Raw genomic sequence first — 22,319 nt, 5'->3', positions numbered from 1 at the left:
GCGCACCCAGACTTCCCAGGATCAGTGAGGAACACCGTGAGCACTTCCGAGACCGAGGTCGAGGAGACCTACGAGGTCAACGAGCAGGGCGTCGCCTACAGCAGCGAGAGCGCCCCGAGCGCCGACGCTCCTGAGCGTGTCGCCACCATCGCCCCCGCCGCGGCCACCGGCCGTCGCAAGGAGGCCGTCGCCCGCGTCCGCATCGTGCCGGGCACCGGCGTGTGGACCATCAACGGCCGCACCCTCGACTCGTACTTCCCGAACAAGCTGCACCAGCAGGTCGTGAACGAGCCGTTCGCGAACACCCAGCTGGAGGGCCGCTTCGACGTCATCGCCCGCATCCACGGCGGCGGCATCACCGGCCAGGCCGGCGCGCTGCGCCTGGGCGTGGCCCGCGCGCTGAACGCGGTCGACGTCGAGGCCAACCGTCCCTCGCTCAAGAAGGCCGGGCTGCTGCGTCGCGACGCCCGCGTCATCGAGCGCAAGAAGGCCGGTCTCAAGAAGGCCCGCAAGGCTCCGCAGTTCAGCAAGCGCTGATCGCGCCGGCTGTCTGCACTGCATGACGCGCCTCTTCGGCACGGACGGGGTCCGGGGCCTGGCCAACGGTGTTCTCACCGCTGAGCTGGCCCTGGACCTTTCCGTTGCTGCAGCCCACGTGCTCGCCGAGGCGGGCGAGCTCACCCACGCCGACGGGTCGCGGCCCCTGGCCGTGGTCGGTCGCGACACCCGCGTCTCGGGGCAGTTCCTCGAGGCCGCGGTCGTCGCCGGCCTGGCCTCGGCCGGGGTCGACGTGCTCCTGCTCGGGGTCCTGCCGACCCCGGCGGTCGCGCACCTGACCGACGCGCTCGACGCCGACCTCGGCGTGATGCTCTCGGCGTCGCACAACCCGATGCCCGACAACGGCATCAAGTTCCTGGCCCGTGGCGGCGTCAAGCTCGACGACGCCGTCGAGCGCGCCATCGAGGCGCGCCTGCGCGAGCCGTGGGACCGCCCGACGGGTGCGGCGGTCGGGCGCGTCACGGCGTACCCCCAGGGCGGGGACGAGTACGTCGCCCACCTGGCCTCGACGCTCGACGCCCCGCTGCAGGGCCTGAAGCTCGTGCTGGACTGCGCCGAGGGCGCGGCCAGCGAGGTCGGCCCGGCCGCGCTGCGCGCCGCGGGCGCCGAGGTGGTGGCGATCCACGCCTCGCCCGACGGCCTCAACATCAACGACGGGTGCGGTTCGACGCACCTGGAGCCGCTGCGCGCCGCGGTGCGCGCCCACGGCGCCGACGCCGGGTTCGCGCTCGACGGCGACGCCGACCGCTGCCTGGCCGTGGACGCCGACGGCGAGGTCGTCGACGGCGACCAGATCCTGGCCGTCCTCGCGCTCGCGCTGAAGGAGACCGGTCAGCTGGCCGGCGACACGGTCGTGGCAACCGTGATGAGCAACCTCGGCTTCACCCGCGCGCTGCGCGCCCACGGCGTGGACGTCGTCGCGACGCAGGTCGGCGACCGCTACGTGCTCGAGGAGATGAACGCGTCCGGTCGGGTGCTCGGTGGCGAGCAGTCCGGGCACGTCATCCTCAGCCGGCACGCCACGACCGGCGACGGGCTGCTGACCGCGCTGCAGGTCGCCCAGCGGATGGCACGGACGGGCAGCTCGCTCGCCGAGCTCGCCGGCGTGATGACCCGGATGCCGCAGGTGCTGGTCAACGTGCCCGGTGTCGACAAGGCCCGCACCGACGACGAGGTGCTGCAGGCGGCCGTCGTCGAGGAGCAGGGCCGGCTCGGCGAGACCGGCCGGATCCTCCTGCGCCCCTCGGGCACCGAGGCGCTGGTGCGCGTGATGGTCGAGGCGCCCACGGACGCCGAGGCCCGCGCCGTCGCCGAACGCCTCGCCGACGTCGTACGCGAGCGCCTCTCCCTCTGACCCGCGATCCCGCGCCGAGCTGCGCGTTGTGCCGCGGTACGTGCGCCGAGTTGCGGGTTGTGCCGCGGTACGCGCGCCGAGTTGCGGGATGTGCCGCGGTACGCGCGTCGAGTTGCGGGTTGTGCCGCGGTACGCGCGTCGGCTGGCGCAGGAGAACGCGGACGGCGCTCGGGAGAACGCGGACTCCGGGCGACTGCCGGGCTCGGTCGGTCCGCGGTTTCTCCCGGTCCGCCCCCGCCCGTGCTCCCGCACGCGGCGCAACCCGCAACTCGACGGGGGGACGGCGGTTTCGGTGGGGCGCGGAGGGGAAGTACCTCCCGCGCTTCGGTGCCGTCTGGCACTCTGCGCCCAGACGTGGTCACCACTTTCCGAGGGGAGAGCCCAGCGATGAGTTACGACGCATACCCGGCCTACGGGGGCGGGAGCGGGTACGGCGACCAGGACGCCGGTCTCGAGTACGGCCCGCTCGGCACGCGGCTCGTCGCGCTGCTGATCGACGGATTCCTGCCGGCCCTGCCGACCTGGATCGTGTACGGCATCTTCATCATCCCGAACCTCTCGGACCCCGACGCGGTCGCCGACGCGATGCTGTGGGTGGGTATCGGTGCGCTGCTCACCATCGTGCTCGCGCTGGGCAACATCTACCTCGAGGGCTCCAAGGGCGCCTCGATCGGCAAGAAGGCCATGGGTCTCAGCACGCTGGGCGAGCAGACCCACCAGCCGATCGGCTTCGGCAAGGCCTTCCTGCGCCAGATCATCCGCAGCCTGCTCTTCAGCGTCTGCTTCATCCCCGCCGTCATCAGCGCGGTGACCTCTTCCAGCGACCCGAAGAAGCGGAACTGGCACGACAAGGCGGTCGGCAGCATCGTCGTCCGGACCAAGTCGCGCGGCGCGGCCGGCGCCCAGGGCAACCAGGACCAGAGCTACGGTCAGCAGGACTACGGCCAGCAGAGCTACGGTCAGCAGGACTACGGTCAGCAGGACTACGGCCAGCAGAGCTACGGCCAGCAGGACTACGGCCAGCAGGACTACGGCCAGCAGGACTACGGCCAGCAGAGCTACGGGCAGCAGGACTACGGCCAGCAGGACAAGCCCCAGGACTCCTACGGCCAGAGCTCCTACGACCAGGGCTCCTACCCGCCCCCGCCGCCCTACGGCCAGACCGGCGAGCAGGGCTACGGGCAGACCGGCGAGCAGGGCTACGACCAGGGCTACGACCGCGGTCAGTCCGCCGAGCCGGCGCCCGCGCCGACCCCCGCGTGGGGCACGCCCGCCCCGTCGTCCGACTCCGGCACGTGGGGCGCGCCCCCGGCCCCGCCGTCCGAGCCGCTCGAGGACAGCACCCGCGTGACCACGCCGATCGGTGGCGAGCGCGCCAAGCTGGTGCGCCTCGTGCTCGACACCGGCGCCGTGCTGCCGCGCGCCGACCGTCTCGTCGTGGGCCGCGCCCCGGCCGACAACGCCGGCGGCGTCGCGCACGCCCTGGACGACCCGGGTCGCAGCCTGTCGAAGTCGCACGCCGCGTTCAGCCGCTCGGGCGAGGAGCTGACGGTCGAGGACCTCAACTCCACCAACGGCGTCGCCATCGTGCGCGACGGTCAGGAGATCCTGGTGCGCCCGGGCGAGCAGGCCCCGGTGCGCGCCGGCGACAAGATCCGGATGGGCGACCGCCACGTCGTCGTCGAGGAGATCTGAGCAGCAGCACCACCGCACGGCCCCCCGCGAAACTCGGTCGCGGGGGGCCGTCGCGCTTCCTAGGGTGGGAGCCATGCCCATCGACATCGACGTGGTCGACCCGACGTCGCCGACCTTCGACGAGGACGTCCCCGCCTGGCACGCGGTCTACGTCGCCGCGGCCTGCTACGGCCGCCCGACGACCTCCAACCCGTGGTCCCTGGCGCAGATGCGCGCGACGCTCGCGACGGACCGGCCCGACCAGCGCCGCACCGCGCTCAGCGCGACGGTCGACGGCCAGCTGGTCGGCGCGGGGCTGATGACCCTGCCGCTGCTCGACAACCTGACCACGGTCGACGTCGACTGCCTGGTGCTCCCGGAGCACCGCCGTCGCGGCGTGGGCGCCGCGCTGCTCGCCGCGCAGGAACGGATCGCCACCGACCTCGGCCGCTCGCGTGTCTTCGCCTCGGTGCACCGGGGCCCGGGGGAGGGCGGCGTAGACCTCGGCGGCGAGGCGTTCGCCCGCTCGCACGGGTACGCCGTGGGGCTGGTCGACCTGCAGAGCCGTCTGGACCTGCCCGTCGACCCGCGACTGCTCGACGCCCTGGCGGAGGCCGCGGCGCCGCACCACGAGGCGTACTCGCTGCGCACCTTCTCGGGGCCCGTGCCCGACGAGTTCGTCGCCTCCTACGCCCAGCTCGACGCGATCGTCGACGTCGAGGCCCCGACGGGCGACCTGGAGATCGAGCCGCAGGACGCGGAGGTCTCCACGTGGCGCGGCAAGGAGGCGCAGTCGCGGGCGCAGGGACGCACCAACGTCTCGACCGCCGCGCTGGACGCCGACGGCGAGGTCGTCGCGTTGACCGAGCTGTGGCGCAGCAGCGAGCCGGACGCGCGGCTGCAGCAGTGGAGCACGATCGTGCGCCGCGACCACCGCGGTCACCGTCTGGGTGTGGCCCTGAAGGTGGCCAACCTGCGACGGGCGGCCGAGGTGTGGCCGGACGCCGCGCAGGTCGTGACGTGGAACGCGGAGGACAACGTCAACATGCTCGAGGTCAACCGGGCGATGGGCTTCCGGGTCGTGGAGACGTCCCTGGAGCTGCAGAAGGTGCTCTGAGGTGGGGCACGTCGAGCTGGCGGGCGTCCGCTACGAGCTGCCGGACGGCCGGGTGCTGCTCGCCGACGTCGGCTTCCGGGTCGGCGACGGCGAGAAGGTCGCGCTGGTCGGCGCGAACGGCGCCGGCAAGACGACCCTGCTGCGCATCGTCACGGGCGACCTGGCGCCCCACGCGGGCACGGTGACCCGCACCGGCGGCCTCGGCGTGATGCGCCAGTTCGTCGGCCAGGGCGTGGTGCGCCGCGCCGACGGCGAGGCGGTCGAGGACCCGACGGTCGCCGACCTGCTGGTCTCGGTGGCGCCTGCACCTATCCAGGCCGCGGTGGCGGCCGTCGAGGCGTGCGAGCTGGCGCTGATGGAGACCGACGACGAGCCGACGCAGCTGCGCTACGCCACGGCGCTGGCCGACTACGCCGACGTCGGCGGCTACGACCTCGAGGTCACGTGGGACGCCTGCACGGTCGCCGCGCTGGGCACCCCGTACGAGCGGGCGCGGCACCGCACGCTGCGCACGCTCTCGGGCGGCGAGCAGAAGCGGCTGGTGCTCGAGCACCTGCTGCGCGGGCCCGACGAGGTCCTGCTGCTCGACGAGCCGGACAACTACCTCGACGTGCCGGGCAAGCGCTGGCTGGAGGAGCGTCTCGCGGCGAGCCCGAAGACGGTGCTGTTCGTCAGCCACGACCGCGAGCTGCTCGCGAATGCGGCGACGCGGGTCGTCACCGTCGAGCTGGGCTCGGCGGGCGCGGGCAACTCGGTGTGGACGCACCCGGCGGGCTTCGCGAGCTACCACGACGCGCGCCGCGACCGGTTCGCCCGCTTCGAGGAGCTGCGCCGCCGCTGGGACGAGGAGCACGAGAAGCTGAAGGCGCTGGTGCACCGGCTGCGCGTGAAGTCGGAGTACAACGACGGCATGTCGGGGCAGTACAAGGCCGCCCAGACCCGGCTGCGCAAGTTCGTCGAGGCGGGCCCGCCGACCGCCCAGCCCCGCGAGCAGCAGGTGACGATGCGGCTGCGCGGCGGGCGTACCGGCAAGCGGGCCGTGGTCGCCGAGCAGCTCGGCCTCACCGGCCTGATGCGGCCCTTCGACCTGGAGGTCTGGTACGGCGAGCGCGTCGCCGTGCTCGGCTCCAACGGCTCGGGCAAGTCGCACTTCCTGCGCCTGCTGGCCGCCGGCGGCACGGACCCGGAGCCCTACCAGCTGCCGGTCGACGGGCACGCGCCGGAGCCGGTCGCGCACACGGGGCGGGTACGCCTGGGCGCGCGCGTGCGCCCCGGCTGGTTCGTGCAGACCCACGAGCACCCGGAGCTGAGCGGTCGAACGCTGACCGAGATCCTGCACCGCGGCGACGGCACCCCGCACGGGCGCGCGGGGCGCACGCGCGAGGAGGCGGCACGCGTGCTGGACCGCTACGAGCTGGCCGCGAGCGCGGACCAGTCGTTCGACGCGCTGTCGGGCGGGCAGCAGGCGCGGTTCCAGATCCTGCTGCTCGAGCTGGGCGGCGCGACGCTGCTGCTGCTCGACGAGCCGACCGACAACCTCGACGTCGCCTCGGCGGACGCGCTGGAGCAGGGCCTGGCGGCCTTCGAGGGCACGGTCCTGGCGGTGACCCACGACCGGTGGTTCGCGCGCGGCTTCGACCGGTTCCTGGTCTACGGCGCGGACGGGGAGGTCTACGAGGCCGCGGAGCCCGTGTGGGACGAGGGGCGGGTCGCCCGGGCCCGCTGAGCGGCGCGCCACGGGCGGCGTACCGGCGTGGCTCCCCGCTGCGGCGCGCTCGCGCTCCTACTCTCGTGGCTCGGGTGCGGCTGCTCGTCGCGTCCCCGAACTTCCCCACAGGGCCGCGAGGTCCGCCCAGAGCGAAGGCGTCTTCCCCATGATGAGAGGCATCATCGGCCGCGACATGGCGGTCGACCTCGGCACTGCCAACACGTTGGTCTACGTGCGCGGCAAGGGCGTGCTGCTCGACGAGCCGTCGGTCGTCGCGCTGAACACCGCCACCCAGGACATCGTCGCGGTCGGCCACGAGGCCAAGCGGATGATCGGTCGCGCCCCGGACACGATCATGCCCATCCGCCCCCTCAAGGACGGCGTGATCGCCGACTTCGAGGCGTGCGAGCAGATGCTGCGCACGTTCATCCGCGGCGTGCACAAGCGCCGCTACCTCGCCAAGCCCCGCCTCGTCGTGTGCGTGCCCAGCGGCATCACCGCGGTCGAGCAGCGGGCGGTCAAGGAGGCCGGCTACCAGGCCGGCGCCCGGCGGGTCTACATCGTCGAGGAGCCGATGGCGGCCGCGATCGGCGCCGGGCTGCCGGTGCACGAGGCGACCGGCAACATGGTCGTCGACGTCGGCGGCGGCACCACCGAGGTCGCCGTGATCTCGCTGGGCGGCATCGTCACCTCGCTGAGCATCCGCACCGCGGGCGACGACCTCGACCAGGCCGTCATCGCGTGGATGAAGAAGGAGCACTCGCTGCTGCTGGGCGAGCGCACCGCCGAGGAGATCAAGCAGACCGTCGGCTCCGCGTTCCCCTCCCACGACGAGCCGGACGTCGACATCCGCGGCCGCGACCTCGTCTCCGGCCTGCCGCGCACGGTCACCGTCAACGCCTCCGAGATCCGCCACGCGCTGGAGGAGTCGGTCGCCGAGATCGTCGACGCTGTGCGCGTCACGCTCGACCAGACCCCGCCCGAGCTGGCCGGCGACATCATGGACCGCGGCATCGTGCTGACCGGCGGCGGCGCCCTGCTGCGCGGCCTCGACGACCGGCTGCGCCACGAGACGGGCATGCCGGTGCACGTGGCCGACGACCCGCTCAGCTCCGTCGCGGTCGGCGCGGGCCGCTGCGTGGAGGAGTTCGAGGCCCTGCAGGCGGTCCTGGTCTCGGACCGCCGGAGGTACTGATGGCCCTGCGCACCCCCCTGCCCCCGGCGCGCAACGACGAGCGAGGCCCGGGTCGTCCGCGTCCGCGTCGTCGCGGCTGGGCGCTGACGGTCGGCTGGTCGCCGGGCGACACGCTCGAGCGCCGTCCGCCCCGGCTGCTGGTCGCCGCGCTGGTCGTCGCCAGCGTCTCGATCATGAGCATCGACCACCTCGGCGGCGACGACTCGCCGGTCGACGCCGCCCGCGGGGTCGTGGGCGAGGTCGTCGGACCGCTGGAGTCGGGCGCCGCGACGCTGGTACGCCCGCTGACCGCGGTGCCGGACTGGTTCCGCACCAACGGCGGGCTGCGCGAGGAGGTCGCCGCGCTGGAGGCGGAGAACGCCGAGCTGCGGCGCGAGGCCGCCGGGTCGGACGCCGACCGCGCGCGCCTGGACGCGTACGACGAGCTGCTCGCGGCCGCCGGCACCCAGCAGATGAGCCTCGTGCCGGCCCGGGTGGTCGCGCTGGGCTCCGCGCAGACGTTCAACCGCACCGTGACGATCGACGCCGGCACGTCGTCGGGCGTCGACACCGACATGACGGTCGTGGCGGCCGACGGCCTGGTCGGCCGGGTCATCGCCGCGACCCGCACGACGGCGACGGTGCTGCTGGTCGTCGATGCCGACTCCACCGTCGGCGCCCGGGTGGGGCGCTCGCAGGAGGTCGGCTTCCTGACCGGCCGCGGCCGCCTCGACTCGCCGAACCGGCTCGACCTCGAGCTCGTCGACCCGAGCGCCGTGCCCGCCGAGGGCGACGCGGTGCTGACCTGGGGCAGCGAGAACGGCGGCCCCTACCGCGCCGGCATCCCGATCGGCACGGTCTCCGAGCTGTTCTCGACGCCGCGCGACACGACGCAGCGTGCGGTGATCGAGCCCTACGTTGACTTCAGCACCCTCGACGTCGTGGGGGTCGTCGTGCCGGACGGCACGAGCGGCGACCGCGGCGTCCTCCAGCCCGACGGGAGCATCCGGTGACCGCCGCCCGCAACACCGTCGTCGCCGTCGCGGTCCTCGCCGCGATCGTGCTGCAGGCCGCCCTCGTCCCGCACCTGTCGTGGCGCGGGGTGGTGCCGAACCTGGTGCTGCTCGTCGTGATCGCCGGGGCGCTGACCCGCGGGGCGTACACGGGGGTCGTCCTCGGCTTCTGCGCCGGCCTGGCCCTCGACCTCGCGCCGCCGTCGGACCACGTCGTGGGCCGCTGGGCGCTGGCGCTGCTGGTGGTGGGCTACCTCGCGGGCAGCGTGCGCCGCGACGAGCGCCCGACCGTGCCGGTCGTGCTGGTCACCGCGGCGGTCGCCTCCTTCGTGGGCTCCTCGGTCTTCGCGCTGCTCGGCGTCGTGCTGAGCGATCCGGGCGTGCCCGTGCTGGACGTGCTCGGCGCCGTGGGCGCCGGGGTCCTCAGCGACATCGTGCTCGCGCCCCTGGTGCTGCTGCCGATGCTGCTCCTGCTGACGCGGCTGGAGCCGCAGCGGAGGCTGCTGTGAGGTGGGCTCGATGAGCGCCGGGACCTCGGAGGCGCCCGGCGCCCGCCGCAGCCGGCTGCGGCTGGTGGTCGTGCAGGCGCTCGTGCTGGCGCTGTTCGGCACGCTCTTCGCGCGCCTGTGGTTCGTGCAGGTGCTGGACGGTGAGGCGTACCAGGCGCAGGCCGCCTCGCAGTCGGTGCGCGACATCGTCGTGCAGCCGCAGCGCGGCCTCATCGTCGACGCGCAGGGCCGCCCGCTGGTCGCCAACCGCACCGCGTGGACGATCAGCGTCGACCGCACGACGCTGGGCCGCCTCGACGACGACGCCGCGGGCGCGGTGCTCGACCGGGTCGCCGGCCTGCTCGGTCTGGAGCGCGCGGCCGTCGAGGCGCGCCTGCTCGACTGCACGTCGGGCGACGCGGTGGCGGGGGAGTGCTGGAACGGCTCGCCCTACCAGCCGGTGCCCGTCGCGGTGGACGTCGAGCGCGGGGTCGCGCTGCAGATCCAGGAGCAGCCGGAGGACTACCCGGCCGTCGTGGCCGTGGAGGAGACCGTGCGCTCCTACCCGTCGCCCTACGGCGTGAACGCCGCCCACCTGCTCGGCTACCTCAGCCCGATCACGGAGAGCGAGCTCGACGCCGCGGAGGACGCCGACGACCGCTCGGTCAACGGCGCCTCGGTGGTCGGCCGCGCTGGCGTGGAGCAGCAGTACGACCAGTGGTTGCGCGGCATGCCCGGCTACCAGCGCGTCGCCGTCGACTCGATGGGCCGGGTGATCGGCGACGACTCGACGATCGAGGCGACGCCCGGCGACACGTTGGTGACCTCGCTGGACGCGCAGGTGCAGTCGGTGGTCGAGCAGCAGCTTGCCTCGACGATCGAGACCGCCCGCGCCACCCGCGACGAGGTGACGGGTCGCAACTACGTCGCCGACTCGGGCGCGGTCGTGGTGCTGGAGGCCGACACCGGACGGGTGGTCGCCTCGGCGAGCCAGCCGACGTACGACCCCGGCGTCTGGGTCGGCGGGATCTCCACCGGGGACCTGGAGCAGCTGTACTCCGAGGAGGCCGGCACCCCGCTGCTCTCGCGGGCCACGCAGGGCCAGTTCGCGCCGGGCTCGACCTGGAAGCCGTTCGTCACGGCGGGGGCGCTGACCAATGGCTACTCCACCGACACGAACCTGAACTGCTCGTCGGCCTTCCGGGTCGGCAACCGCGACTTCAAGAACTACGAGTCGGGCGCCTACGGGTCCATCTCGTTCGCCCGCGCGCTCGAGGTCTCGTGCAACACGTTCTTCTACCGCATCGGCTACGACTACTGGGCGCAGTACGGCTCCGACGTCTCCGACGTGGACGCCTTCGACCCGTTGGTCGAGGAGGCCAAGGACTTCGGCTTCGGCACCGCGACCGGCATCGACGTGCCGGGCGAGGCCTCGGGCCGCATCGCGGACCGGGCGTGGAAGCAGGAGTACTACGAGGCGCAGAAGGACTACTACTGCACGCTCGCCGAGGAGGACGGCAACGACTTCCAGCACCGCTTCGCGCGCGAGTTCTGCGCGGAGGGGTACGCCTACCGCGCCGGCGACGCCGTGAACTTCTCGATCGGGCAGGGCGACACGATCGTCACCCCGCTCCAGCTGGCGGTGGCCTACGGTGCGCTGGCCAACGGCGGCACGCTCTACGAGCCCCGCGTGGCCAAGGCCGTGGTGAGCCCCGAGGGCCAGGTCGTGCGCGAGATCGAGCCGACCGTGGCCTCGACCGTCGACCTGCCGCCGGAGGTGTTCGGCTACATCGACACCGCGCTGGAGGGCGTCACCCGTGACGGCACGATGGCGTGGCGGATGGGCGGCTTCCCGCTCGACGACGTCAACATCCGCTCCAAGACGGGCTCGGCCGAGGTCTACGGCAAGCAGTCGACCTCGTGGGTCGCGTCCTACTCCGACGACTACGTCGTCGTGATGATGGTGTCGCAGGGCGGCACCGGCTCCGGCACCTCGGGCCCGGCCGTCCGCGCGATCTGGGAGGCGCTCTACGGCGTCGAGGGCGAGACGTTCGACCCGTCGAAGGCCGCCATCCCGGGCGTCGTGGCCACCTCCGCGTTGCCGAACTTCACCGAGGACGGCTCGATCCTGCCGCCCGCGCGCGACCCGCAGGAGCAGCAGTGAGCATGCGCACCGCGAGCCGGCCCGTCAGCCGCCCCGTCACCCGGCCCCTCAACCGTCCCACCCCGCTGCGCCGGCCCACGCGTACCCGGGTGCCCGGCCTCGACTGGGTCCTCGTCGGCGCGGTCGTCGCGCTGCTGGTCGTCGGCACGCTGCTCGTGTGGTCGGCCACCGCGACGCGCGAGGCGCTCGTCGGCGACGACTCGACGGCGTACCTGCGTCGCCACCTCGTCAACATCGCCCTCGGCGTCGTGCTGATGGTGGTCGCGGTGGCCACCGACCAGCGCTGGCTGCGGATCCTGGCGCCGCTGGTCTACGTGGTCTCGATCATCGGGCTCGTGCTGGTGCTGATCATGGGGTCGACGATCAACGGATCGCGCTCGTGGGTGCAGGTCGGCGGCATGTCGGTGCAGCCGGCCGAGTTCGCCAAGCTGGCCGTGGTGATCGGGATGGCGCTGATCGTGGCCGAGCGCACCGGCGGCGTGTGGCGGCGCTCGATCGGCGGCCGCGAGGTCGTCGCGATGCTGGCGGTCGCCGGGCTGCCCGCGCTGCTGATCCTCGCCCAGCCCGACCTCGGCACCATGCTGGTGCTGACCGCGACGGTGCTCGGCGTGCTCGCCGTCGCCGGCGCCCCCCGACCGTGGCTGGCGGGTCTGCTGGGCGCGGGCGTGCTCGTGTCGGTCGGTGCGGTCGCGGCGGGGCTGCTGAAGCCCTACCAGGTCGACCGGTTCCTGGCGTTCACGAACCCGGACCTCGACCCGCGCGGCGCTGGCTACAACGTCGAGCAGGCGCGCATCGCCATCGGCAACGGCGGTCTGACCGGCCAGGGGCTGTTCAACGGCTCGCAGACGCAGTCGGGCTTCGTGCCCGAGCAGCAGACGGACTTCATCTTCACGGTGGCGGGGGAGGAGCTGGGCCTGATCGGCGCCGGCCTCGTCGTCGCGCTGCTGTGCGTCGTGGTGTGGCGCGCGCTGCGGATCTCGGCGGGCTCCGACGACGCGTTCGGTCGCGTGGCCGCGGGCGGCATCGCCTGCTGGTTCGGCTTCCAGGCGTTCCAGAACGTCGGCATGTGCCTCGGGATCATGCCGGTCACCGGCGTGCCGCTGCCGTTCGTCTCCTACGGCGGCTCGTCGCTGTTCGCCGGCATGCTCGCCGTGGGCGTGCTGCAGAGCATCCACCTGCGCAACGGCGCGCGCGGCGCGGCCTGAGGCTCGCTCGGCGCTCCGGGCGTTCGCGCGTGTGGGCGCTGGGGCCGGTACGCCGTACCCTTGACGTCGGCGATCACGCCACCTGCACCGCGTCCCCGACCACGAAGGTTGCCCCGTGCCCTCCGTCGCAGCATCCGCCCCCGCCTCCGTCTTCGCCCGGCTGGAGCCTCGGCTCCCCGGCGTCTCGAAGCCGATCCAGTACGTCGGCGGCGAGCTCAACTCGACCGTCAAGGACTGGGACTGCGGCGAGCAGGCCGGCACGGGCCCGACGGTGCGCTGGGCGCTGATGTACCCGGACGCGTACGAGGTCGGCCTGCCCAACCAGGGCGTCCAGATCCTCTACGAAGTGCTCAACGAGCGGGACTGGATCGTCGCGGAACGCACCTACTCGGTGTGGCCCGACATGGAGGCCGTGCTGCGCGCCGGCGACGAGCAGGGCCCGATCCCGCAGTTCACCGTCGACGCGCACCGCCCGGTGCGCTCGTTCGACGTCTTCGGCCTGAGCTTCTCGACCGAGCTCGGCTACACGAACATGCTGACCGCGCTCGACCTGGCGGGCATCCCGCTGCACGCGGTCGACCGCACGGAGGAGGACCCGGTCGTCCTCGCCGGCGGCCACGCGGCGTTCAACCCGGAGCCGGTTGCGGACTTCCTCGACGCCGCCGTGCTCGGCGACGGCGAGGAGGTCGTGCTCGCGATCTCCGAGGTCGTGCGCGAGTGGAAGAGCCAGGGCATGCCCGGCAACGAGGAGCTCGGTCTGAGCGGGCGAGACGAGCTCCTGCGCCGCCTGGCGGTGACGGGCAACATCTACGTGCCGAAGTTCTACGACGTGAGCTACCTGCCCGACGGCAGCATCGGGGCGTACACGCCGAACATCGCCGGGGTGCCGCACCGGGTGCGCAAGCACACGCTGATGGACCTCGACGCGTGGCCCTACCCGGCGAAGCCGCTGGTGCCGCTCGCGGAGACGGTGCACGAGCGGTTCAGCGTGGAGATCTTCCGCGGCTGCACGCGTGGTTGCCGCTTCTGCCAGGCCGGCATGATCACGCGGCCGGTGCGCGAGCGCTCGATCGAGACGATCGGCGACATGGTCGAGAACGGCATCCGCAAGTCGGGCTTCGAGGAGGTCGGGCTGCTCTCGCTCTCGAGCGCCGACCACACCGAGATCGGCGACGTGGCGAAGGGGCTGGCGGACCGCTACGACGGCTCAAACGTGTCGCTGTCGCTGCCCTCGACGCGCGTCGACGCCTTCAACATCACGCTGGCCAACGAGTTCTCCCGCAACGGGCGTCGCTCCGGCCTGACGTTCGCGCCGGAGGGCGGCAGCGAGCGGATGCGCAAGGTGATCAACAAGATGGTCACCGAGGACGACCTGATCCGCACCGTCTCGACGGCGTTCTCGCACGGGTGGCGGCAGGTGAAGCTGTACTTCATGTGCGGCCTGCCGACCGAGACCGACGAGGACGTCCTGCAGATCGCCGAGCTGGCCAAGCGCGTGATCGCGAAGGGCCGCGAGGTCTCGGGTCGCAACGACATCCGCTGCACCGTCTCGATCGGCGGCTTCGTGCCCAAGCCGCACACCCCGTTCCAGTGGGCCGCGCAGCTCGACCACGAGACGACGGACGAGCGGCTGCGCAAGCTGCGCGAGGTCGTGCGCGAGGACAAGAAGTTCGGTCGCGCGATCGGCTTCCGCTACCACGACGGCAAGCCCGGCACGATCGAGGGACTGCTCTCCCGCGGTGACCGTCGGATCGGCCGGGTCATCGAGGAGACCTGGCGCGACGGCGGCCGCTTCGACGGCTGGAGCGAGCACTTCTCCTACGACCGCTGGATCGCCGCTGCCGAGCGCGGCCTCGACGGCACCGGCGTCGACCTCGACTGGTTCACCACCCGCGAGCGCGGCTACGACGAGGTCCTGCCCTGGGACCACCTCGACTCCGGCCTCGACAAGGACTGGCTGTGGGCCGACTGGGAGGACGCCCTCGGGGTCGCCGACGGCTCGAGCGACGTCGAGGTCGAGGACTGCCGCTGGACACCCTGCTACGACTGCGGCGTGTGCCCCGAGATGAACACCGAGATCCAGATCGGCCCCACGGGTCGCAAGCTGCTGCCGCTCTCGGTGGTCTGAGGCTCTTCGGGTCGCGGTACCTCCGGTAGCCGTCGACTATCGGAGATACCGCAACCCTCGTGCTGATCCCTGCGATGGTGGGCACATGGTTGCGGACACTGTCATCGCCGAGGCCCTCGCCGAGCTGGCAGGGGTACGCCACTCGCGCGCGGCCGCCGTCGACCTCGTTCCGAAGGTCGCCGGGCTCTGTGTGCTCTTCGTCGACTCGCAGGCCTGGCTCGACCTCAGTCTGGAGCCTGCGTTCGACGACCAATAACTCTGCGTCAGCAAGGCGCAAGGCCGAGATGAGACTGGACAGCTAGGCCATCGGCTAAGGCCACGCGACCGTCAAGACCCGATCGTCGGAACACCCACCGTTTCGTTAAATCTCTTGAGCCCTCATTGTCGGGATCGGTGGCAGCCGTTTGTGCGCAGCCAGTTCGAGTTTAAGTTTGCAGCTAGAGCCGAGAATGAGCAGTCAAGCTCTCCAATTTGGCTTTTAATGCAGTCTTGAGTGCTATCAGGCCTTCATGATTCGGAAAATAGGTCAGTGCTCGAATCGACCGCAGGTCGAATGGTACGTGCTCGATGCTTTGAGTCGTTAGGACGACATCACGGCCGATAGTATGTGCAATCCCGGTCTCGTAGAACACGTTTGCGTTCCTGTCAGTCAGGTCGGAGACAACAACGCGTGCGGTCCAAATCAGTTCGAGCACGTCATCCAGGATGTGTTCGTTCTTCCATATGTCATCGGCACGCTGGCAACGCATGCCGGCCTCTGATGCGGCCTCACGCAGTGCCTGATAAACCGGGGTGAACTTCGCATCGAAGGGCATCATGACCGCGACGAGATCATCGGTTTGCAACTGGTCTGTCGGTAGACGGAACGCCTTTGGTCCAGGCATCTGTGAGCTGGCAACTGTTCCCCACATTGCTGCGTACGCATCAACGTCTTTCACCGCCCAGTGTGTGCGGTAAAACTCGAACTCGTGAAGACCCCACCTCTCGGCATCGGCTCGCATCTTGGCAAGAGGCAGCGGAGTTACGTTCAGATCGGGCACGAACTGAAACCGGTAGTTTCCGCTCTGCTGAGTGAGATTTGAAATTCGACCCAGTTGTGCGAACTCAGGTTCGCCTTGCCCGATCTCGGGCATGACGACCGTTGGTAGCTCCATCGCTAGGGCTGGATCAAGGAACCCTTTAGGCGCGACTTTCGCTTTCGCACTATCGGAGGTGTATTCGAGAACTCGGGTCCCGTGTGCGGAGCCGTCGGGGAACCCAACTAGAAGATTGTACAATCTAATCATTTCCTTCTACACGTGCGTTCGCGAACCCGCCCACCACAGATAGCCTTGGCTGCTAAGTCGACCAACATCCTCTCTGCTGGGGGCGACTCGCGCTGTGTGACTTTCGCTGATTGCGAAGTTCGCTACTTCTTATGTCGATGACTACCGTCGCGCAGGCTACGTCTCGGGAAATCTCGATTGAAGTTCGCTCGCTGCCGCCGGGTTCGACTACTCAGGGGCAAGTGGCGCTTCGCTGCCGACGCGTTCGCGTGTTCACAATCAGCGAGGTGCGCGCAGTCCGCGCCCTGAATGCATCTTCGATCCAACCTCTGAGGGAAGTTCTTGACGACGGGTGGACGTAGTATCGGGCGTACCCGATGTCTTCGCCGTTAGGGCCTCGCTGAATATTGTCATTCACCCGTGCCTGCAATGGGGCGGAGGACGTCCCCGAAATACTCGGCAACTGGACGGCAAGCAAACCGTTCACGGTGCTGTGTTTGCTGTTTCGCAGGGACGAATAAACTTCCCAATCAACGTAGCGACGCGCCCAGGTGCAGGACCCTAGGAGAACGAGAGTAACGGTCGAGTCGCCTAAATACTTTGTTCGAATTTTGTCCATAATGTAACCGGTGTCCTCGCTGTCGATGAAGTCGTCCTCATCTGTGACGCCAACCGTCTTCGCGATGAACTCGGTTCCAAACTTGTTCAGAAACTCCTCGACTTCGGCGGTATCCGCAGCGTGGTAAGACACGAAGACTTTGTGACGACTCCTGTCGTTTGTACGCGCTGCCGCCTTGAGGGCAACGTCTTGTAGACGTTGCTGCTGCCAGTTGCTCACTCGTGACCTCTCCCCGGTTGGCGGCACCGTACCGCAGGCGCCGGAAGGCTGGCGGGGCATCATGTACCGCATGACCAGTCCCGTCAGTGTGACCGATGATGACATGCCGCAGCTGTTCCAAGCAGCCGATCGGGCCTCAACGGGTGCGCAGGAGTGGTTTGTACGCGGCACGCGGTTCAGGCTTGGACTGCTTGTGCTTGCGGCCGCGATGGGAATCGCCGTGTGGCGTGTGGGTGCCGCAGACATCGATGTCCTGGCCATCGTCTCAACGGTACTTTTCGTGTTGGCCATTCTCGTCGAAGGCGTCCTGTGGAAGAGTCGGCCCGACAAAACCTGGTACGACGCGCGGGCGGTCGCAGAGTCGGCGAAGACCCTCGCCTGGAAGTTCGCCGTGCGCAGCGAGCCATTCAGCGATCCGTCGGTCGACGAGGCGACCATGGCACGTCGACTGCTGAGCCGCTTTGACGAGATCCGGCGACAGTTCCCAGATTTAGAGTTAGCCGCGGTCAACGCACAGTCAATCAGCCCGTGGATGAAACGGCAGCGGCAAGCAGACTGGCCGGACCGGAGGTCCGTGTACCTGCGCGAGCGTTTGCAGAATCAGAAGAACTGGTACGAAGGGAAGGCCGGATACAACCGGGGCCGGTCCAACCAGTGGCGATTCGCTCTAATTGCTCTGGAGTTTCTTGGGTTCGTCGCTTCACTCGCAGCCGCGTTCTATGAATGGACACCCATGATTGCTCCGGTGATCGCTGCGCTTGTGGCGGCAGTGGTTGCTTGGCTAGAAGCAAAACAACACGACTTTAACGCTCGCGCATATGCGGCGGCGGTCCATGATCTTGCACAAGCAGAGGCCAGACTGCAATTGGTACGGACTGAGGCCGAATGGGCGACCGAGGTCGAGAGCGCTGAAGAAGCGATCAGTCGCGAACACACGCTATGGCTCGCTTCTCGGAACGGACCATGAAATTGTCAGCCGCAAGGTGGCGGTGCTCCATCGGAACTGGTCTTCTCGAGACCGAGGCAGTTGCCCACCGCGGATCGAGTAGTGCGCGGCGATGCGACCGTGCGGATGAAGAAGGGGCAAGTTTTAGCATCGATGTATCGGGTTCTGCGTTGAGGGCGGGGAGGATCGCGGTCGGTCTCGGTGAGTTTGATTCACGACAGGAGTGGAGTGAAGCCCAAACGGGGACGCTCATGCTGTACCGGCGACAAGTGCCGCAGGTCATATCGTCGACTACCCGCTTAGCTCCGCTGTCGGAAAAACGCGACCCTCTTTCGGGCGCATTTTCGAGCCGCGTGGGTTCCTCACCTCGACTAAGCGTCGATCGGCTCAGTGGATGGAATGGTCTGCTTGACTGCGTACAACATTTGAGCAGACTCCGCCTACTTTGCCGGCGCGGAGGCCGAGCGTCAGGTCAGTCGGCAAGCGGGGCGTCGAGCTCGTCGCCGTCGGAGCGCTCGACGTAGCAGAGGATCGCGTCGGCGGAGCCCGGCGGGACGTTCTCGGCGAGGATGCCGACCACGTACTCCGACGTCTGGACCTCGGAGTACTCGTCGCCCACCAGCGTCGTGCACGCGACCCCGGCGATCTCGTTGTCGCTGAGCTCGTCGATGTCGAAGCCCTCGTCGGCCACGGCGTCCTCCACGTCGGAGTAGTCGCCCGCGTAGACGATCTCCACGTCGTGCGGCTCGTCGCAGTCGGCGTCGCGCAGGCCGATGGCGTCGTCGTCCTCGAACGACTTGTCGGCGCACTGGCCGACCTCCGCGTTGCCCGGCGTGACGGTGTTGAGGCCGACGGTGACCGCGAAGACGATCACGCCGACGGCGACCAGCGTGCCGATCAGGCCGATCACGATCGCGCTGACCGCGGCCCAGCGGCCCTTGCGCTGGTCGTTCTTCGTGCGGCTCAGGCCGATGAAGCCGAGGATCGCGCCGACGAACGACAGGCAGCAGGTCAGCGACAGCACGAAGCCGGCGATCGAGACGCCGTCCGTCGAGGTCGGCTGCTGCTGGCCGTAGGGCTGCGCGCCGAACGGGTTCGAGTACGGGGCGCTGAACTGCTGGCCACCCGGCTGCCCGCCGCCGTACTGCCCGCCGTAGCCACCGCCCTGGCCGCCGTACTGCTGCCCGCCGTACTGGCCGCCCTGGCCGTAGGGCTGGTCGCTGAACCCGCCCCCGGAGCCCCCCTGCTGCGGGTCCTGCGGCTTGTGGGGATCGGGCTCGTACGGGTTGCTCATCACAGCTCCTAGGCGTGGTTCTCGGGGAGGGCGGCGCTCAGTCGACCAGCGGCGCGGTCAGCTTCTGCCCATCCGTGCGCTCGACGAAGCACAGGATCGGGTCCGAACCGCTCGGGTCCTCGAAGTCGGTGAGCACGCGGGCGCGCAGGTCGCTGTCGTCGAGGACGTCGCGGTACTCCTCCGGCGCGAGCACGGCGCACGCCTCCTCGATCTGGGTGCGGGTGGCGTCCTCGGGGTCGACGTCCATCGCCTCGAGCTCGGCGTCGAGGTCGCGCTGCGCCCCGACCGCCATCACCTCGCCGTCGTGCTCCTCGTCGCAGTCGGCGTCGCGCAGGACGGCGGTGGAGCTGGTGTCACCCAGGAAGCGGTTCGCGCACTGGCCCGGCGAGGCGTCCTCGACCAGGACCGAGGAGTTGAACAGCACGACGCTGCCGACGATGAACGCACCGGCCACCAGGGTGCCGAGCGCGCCGACGACGATCGCGCTGATGGCCGCCCACCGGCCGCTGCGCTGCCCGCCCTTGGTGCGGCTCAGCCCCACGAAGCCGAGGATCAGGCCGACCAGCGACAGGCAGCAGGTCAGCGACAGCACGAAGCCCGTGATCGAGACGCCGTCCGTCGGGCGCGGGCCGGTGTGCCCGGCCTGGGTGCCGTACGCCGGGTACGCCCCCGCGTTCCACGGCTGCTGCCCCTGCTGGCCCGGCTGGCCCTGCTGCGGGTAGCCCGCCTGCTGGTAGGTCGGCTGGTACGCCTGCTGGCCGTACGCCTGCTGCTGGCCGTGACCCTGCTGCGCGTACCCCTGCTGCTCGGCGCCCTGCCCCGGGCCCACCCCGGTCGCCCAGGTGTGCGGCGGGGGAGTGGCGGGCTGCTCGGCCTGCGGGGCCGGCTCCTGGTGCTTGCGCAGGTCGGGCCCGCCGACGGTGCCCCACGGCTTCTGCACGCGGGTGGCCTCGTCGTCGGCCGGCGGCGCGGGCTGCTGCTCGTAGGACGGTGTGCCGTACGTCGGCTGGTGGTAGCGCGTCGCGGCGTCGTCCGCCGGCGGCTGCTGCCCCCCGTCCGCGGCGGGCGTCCCCTCGGGGTTCGCGGGCGTGGGCTGGTCGGGGTCCGGCCGGTTCGGGTCGGTCATGATGAGGTCGTCTGCTCCCAGGATCGTCGGTGCGCCGGTGCAGGATGATTCCATGACCACGACGGTGCCGGACTCCGAACGCCGCGCCCGGATCGCCGTGCGCCACGGCATCGCCCCCGCCCACCGCCTCCCGGACGCCTGCGCGGCCGTCGAGGCGATGACCGTCCTGCACGCCACGGAGCCCGCCACGGTGCACCTCTCGCTGCAGGCCCGCGTCGACGGCCTCGACGTCGCGGGCGTCGACCGCGAGCTCTACGAGACCCGCGCCCTGGTCAAGCAGCTCGCCATGCGGCGCACCCTCTTCGTCTTCCCGCGCGACCTCCTGCCCGCCGCCTGGGGCGCGCCCACCGCGCGGGTGCTCGCGACCGAGCGCAAGCGCTTCGCCATGGAGCTCGAGCGCCACGGCATCGCCACCGACGGGCCCGCCTGGATCGCCGCGGCCCGCGACAGCGCCCTCGACGCCCTGCGCGCCAGCCCCGCCGGCCTGACCGGCCAGGAGCTGCGCGCCGCCGTCCCCCTGCTCACCGCTCCCGAGGTCGCCGAGGCCGGCACGGCCTGGGTCTCGTCCCAGCTGCTGACCCACCTCGGTGTCCGCGTCGACGTCGTGCGCGGCGTCAACACGCAGCACTGGCGGCTCTCCCGCCCGCGCTGGACCCTGCTGGCCGACTGGCTCGGCGCCGTGCCCGACGCGCTGGGCGAGGCGGAGGCGTACGCCGTGCTCGTCGACCGCTGGCTCCGCACCTTCGGCCCGGGCACCGAGGCCGACGTGGTCTGGTGGCTCGGGGCGACGAAGGGGGCGGTACGCCGCGCCCTCGCCGACGCCGGGGCCGTCGCGGTCGCGCTGGAGTCCGGCGCCCCCGCCTGGGTGGCCGCTGACGACCCGATCCTGTCCGGCGCCCGCACCGAGACCGAGCCGTGGGCCGCCCTGCTGCCGGTGCTCGACCCCACGACGATGGGCTGGAAGGAGCGCGACTTCTACCTCGGCGCCCACCGCGAGCAGATCTTCGACCGCAACGGCAACGGCGGCACGACGGCCTGGTGGGACGGGCGCGTCGTCGGCTGCTGGACCCAGGACGACGACGGCACGGTGGCGGTGCGCCCCCTCGTGGACCTGCCGGCCGAGGCCCGCGCGGCGCTCACGGTCGAGGCCGCGCGGCTCACCACCTGGCTCGCCGGCACGCGGGTGGGCACCGTCTACCCCTCGCCGGCGATGCGGGCCGAGGAGGGCGACCTTCCGTACCCTGTCGTCCGTGCGTGAGCAGCCCGAGCAGCAAGCCCCACCCGTCCAGCGCCTGAGGATCCGGTACGCCAAGCGCGGCCGCCTGCGGTTCACCAGCCACCGCGACTTCAGCCGCGCCTTCGAGCGGGCCATCTTCCGGGCGCGCGTGCCGATGGCGTACTCCTCCGGCTTCAACCCGCACCCCCGCATCTCCTACGCCAACGCCGCGCCGACCGGGTCGGCCAGCGAGGCGGAGTACCTCGAGATCGCCCTCGCCCAGGAGGTCGACGCCGCCGCCCTGCACGGCGTGCTCGACGAGGCGCTGCCCGACGGGCTCGACGTCGTCGAGGTCGTCGAGTCGCCCGGCGGCTCGCTCGCCGACCTGCTGCAGGCCAGCCGCTGGCGGATCGGCACCCAGGTGCCGCTCGACGAGGCCCGCGAGGCCGTCGGCGCGTTCCTCGCCACGCCGTCGGTGCTGGTCGAGCGGATGACCAAGAAGGGCGTACGCGAGTTCGACTGCCGCGCCGCGGTGGTGCACCTCGCCGTCGTCGGGGCGGAGGACTCCCCGGGTGACGACTCGGGTGGCGCCGCGGGAGACGCCGCGCCGGCCGGGGGAGCGGAGCTCGACCTGCTGCTGCGCCACGGCGTGCCCTCGGTGCGCCCCGACGACGTGCTCACCGGGCTGCGCCGCGTCGCCTCCGTGGAGACCGGCGACGCCCCGCGGCTGACCCGGCTGGCCCAGGGCCCGTTCGACGAGGAGACCGCCACGATCGGGGACCCGCTCGCGACGACCCGCGCCTGACCTCGCGGCGAGGACGCGGGCACCCCGGGAGTGGTGTGCGATACTCGGCGACGGTGAGCGCGTTCCGACACGCGCCGCGACGTGGCATCAGGGCCGGTGACAGCGGCCTCTGGCCCAGCGACCGCGGCAGGTCGGCGACCGCCCGCTGACGGCACCGCCCCCCGGCGGCGCACGTCCCACGACAGGCTTGCTCGTCCGCGCTCCGGGAGACCGCCGCGGACGCGCCGACACACCCGGGAGCCCCAG

General features: G+C 71.1%; 19 protein-coding genes. 15 read left to right on the top strand and 4 right to left on the bottom strand.

The features are described from left to right. Positions 1-24: 24 nt before the first annotated feature. From rpsI to RDV89_RS02085, 12 genes are all read left to right on the top strand, one after another. On the top strand, positions 25-537 hold the full coding sequence (rpsI, locus tag RDV89_RS02140; RefSeq protein ID WP_438823251.1) for a 30S ribosomal protein S9: 513 nt from the start codon (positions 25-27) through the stop codon (positions 535-537). Between the two features lie 22 nt (positions 538-559). Continuing rightward, positions 560-1,912, top strand: a complete 1,353-nt coding sequence (gene glmM / locus RDV89_RS02135) for a phosphoglucosamine mutase (protein WP_315730893.1) — start codon at positions 560-562, stop codon at positions 1,910-1,912. Positions 1,913-2,299: 387 nt separating this feature from the next. Next, positions 2,300-3,607 (top strand): RDD family protein, encoded by a 1,308-nt coding sequence (locus RDV89_RS02130; RefSeq protein WP_315730891.1) that lies wholly within the window; start codon positions 2,300-2,302, stop codon positions 3,605-3,607. Positions 3,608-3,680: 73 nt separating this feature from the next. Beyond that, positions 3,681-4,703, top strand: coding sequence for a GNAT family N-acetyltransferase (locus RDV89_RS02125; RefSeq protein ID WP_315730889.1), 1,023 nt, complete (start codon positions 3,681-3,683; stop codon positions 4,701-4,703). A gap of 1 nt (position 4,704) precedes the next feature. Then, positions 4,705-6,429, top strand: coding sequence for an ABC-F family ATP-binding cassette domain-containing protein (locus RDV89_RS02120; protein WP_315730888.1), 1,725 nt, complete (start codon positions 4,705-4,707; stop codon positions 6,427-6,429). Positions 6,430-6,577: 148 nt separating this feature from the next. Beyond that, the gene (locus RDV89_RS02115) at positions 6,578-7,606 is read left to right on the top strand and encodes a rod shape-determining protein (RefSeq protein WP_315730886.1); all 1,029 of its coding nucleotides are present in this window, start codon (positions 6,578-6,580) and stop codon (positions 7,604-7,606) included. Beyond that, entirely contained in the window at positions 7,606-8,598 is a 993-nt protein-coding gene (gene mreC, locus RDV89_RS02110) for a rod shape-determining protein MreC (protein WP_315730884.1), read from the top strand. Before RDV89_RS02115 ends, mreC begins: the two co-directional genes overlap by 1 nt. After that, positions 8,595-9,107 carry a rod shape-determining protein MreD gene (gene mreD / locus RDV89_RS02105; protein ID WP_315730882.1) on the top strand — a complete coding sequence of 171 codons (513 nt, stop codon included), beginning with the start codon at positions 8,595-8,597 and terminating at the stop codon, positions 9,105-9,107. The genes mreC and mreD overlap by 4 nt, the downstream gene beginning before the upstream one ends. A gap of 10 nt (positions 9,108-9,117) precedes the next feature. Continuing rightward, positions 9,118-11,250 carry a penicillin-binding protein 2 gene (gene mrdA / locus RDV89_RS02100; protein ID WP_315730881.1) on the top strand — a complete coding sequence of 711 codons (2,133 nt, stop codon included), beginning with the start codon at positions 9,118-9,120 and terminating at the stop codon, positions 11,248-11,250. A 2-nt stretch (positions 11,251-11,252) separates the two neighbouring features. After that, positions 11,253-12,455, top strand: coding sequence for a rod shape-determining protein RodA (gene rodA, locus RDV89_RS02095; protein ID WP_315731514.1), 1,203 nt, complete (start codon positions 11,253-11,255; stop codon positions 12,453-12,455). 115 nt (positions 12,456-12,570) lie between these two features. Continuing rightward, positions 12,571-14,583 carry a TIGR03960 family B12-binding radical SAM protein gene (locus RDV89_RS02090; RefSeq protein ID WP_315730880.1) on the top strand — a complete coding sequence of 671 codons (2,013 nt, stop codon included), beginning with the start codon at positions 12,571-12,573 and terminating at the stop codon, positions 14,581-14,583. Between the two features lie 85 nt (positions 14,584-14,668). Next, positions 14,669-14,839, top strand: coding sequence for a hypothetical protein (locus tag RDV89_RS02085; protein ID WP_315730879.1), 171 nt, complete (start codon positions 14,669-14,671; stop codon positions 14,837-14,839). A gap of 181 nt (positions 14,840-15,020) precedes the next feature. On the opposite strand, the gene RDV89_RS02080 is transcribed toward RDV89_RS02085, so the two are convergent. Continuing rightward, positions 15,021-15,716 (bottom strand): hypothetical protein, encoded by a 696-nt coding sequence (locus RDV89_RS02080; protein WP_315730878.1) that lies wholly within the window; start codon positions 15,714-15,716, stop codon positions 15,021-15,023. Between the two features lie 364 nt (positions 15,717-16,080). Then, on the bottom strand, positions 16,081-16,686 hold the full coding sequence (locus RDV89_RS02075) for a TIR domain-containing protein (RefSeq protein WP_315730877.1): 606 nt from the start codon (positions 16,684-16,686) through the stop codon (positions 16,081-16,083). Between the two features lie 70 nt (positions 16,687-16,756). Between RDV89_RS02075 and RDV89_RS02070 the strand changes: the two genes are divergently transcribed. Further along, positions 16,757-17,653 carry a DUF4231 domain-containing protein gene (locus RDV89_RS02070; protein ID WP_315730876.1) on the top strand — a complete coding sequence of 299 codons (897 nt, stop codon included), beginning with the start codon at positions 16,757-16,759 and terminating at the stop codon, positions 17,651-17,653. Positions 17,654-18,104: 451 nt separating this feature from the next. Here the strand turns inward: RDV89_RS02070 and RDV89_RS02065 are convergent, their stop codons facing one another. Continuing rightward, positions 18,105-18,926, bottom strand: coding sequence for a DUF4190 domain-containing protein (locus RDV89_RS02065; protein ID WP_315730875.1), 822 nt, complete (start codon positions 18,924-18,926; stop codon positions 18,105-18,107). A 37-nt stretch (positions 18,927-18,963) separates the two neighbouring features. Beyond that, positions 18,964-20,106, bottom strand: a complete 1,143-nt coding sequence (locus RDV89_RS02060; RefSeq protein WP_315730874.1) for a DUF4190 domain-containing protein — start codon at positions 20,104-20,106, stop codon at positions 18,964-18,966. Here RDV89_RS02060 and RDV89_RS02055 point away from each other — a divergent pair. Then, entirely contained in the window at positions 20,105-21,310 is a 1,206-nt protein-coding gene (locus RDV89_RS02055) for a winged helix DNA-binding domain-containing protein (protein WP_315730873.1), read from the top strand. The genes RDV89_RS02060 and RDV89_RS02055 overlap by 2 nt on opposite strands. Further along, positions 21,303-22,073: a TIGR03936 family radical SAM-associated protein gene (locus RDV89_RS02050; protein WP_315730872.1), complete on the top strand. Its 771-nt coding sequence runs from the start codon at positions 21,303-21,305 to the stop codon at positions 22,071-22,073. The genes RDV89_RS02055 and RDV89_RS02050 overlap by 8 nt, the downstream gene beginning before the upstream one ends. Positions 22,074-22,319: the final 246 nt, after the last annotated feature.

The sequence above is a fragment of the Nocardioides imazamoxiresistens genome, from assembly GCF_032378595.1.
GTDB lineage: Bacteria > Actinomycetota > Actinomycetes > Propionibacteriales > Nocardioidaceae > Nocardioides > Nocardioides imazamoxiresistens.
Note: the sequence above shows the minus strand (reverse complement) of the source record. Positions and strands in the feature narration are given on the sequence as shown.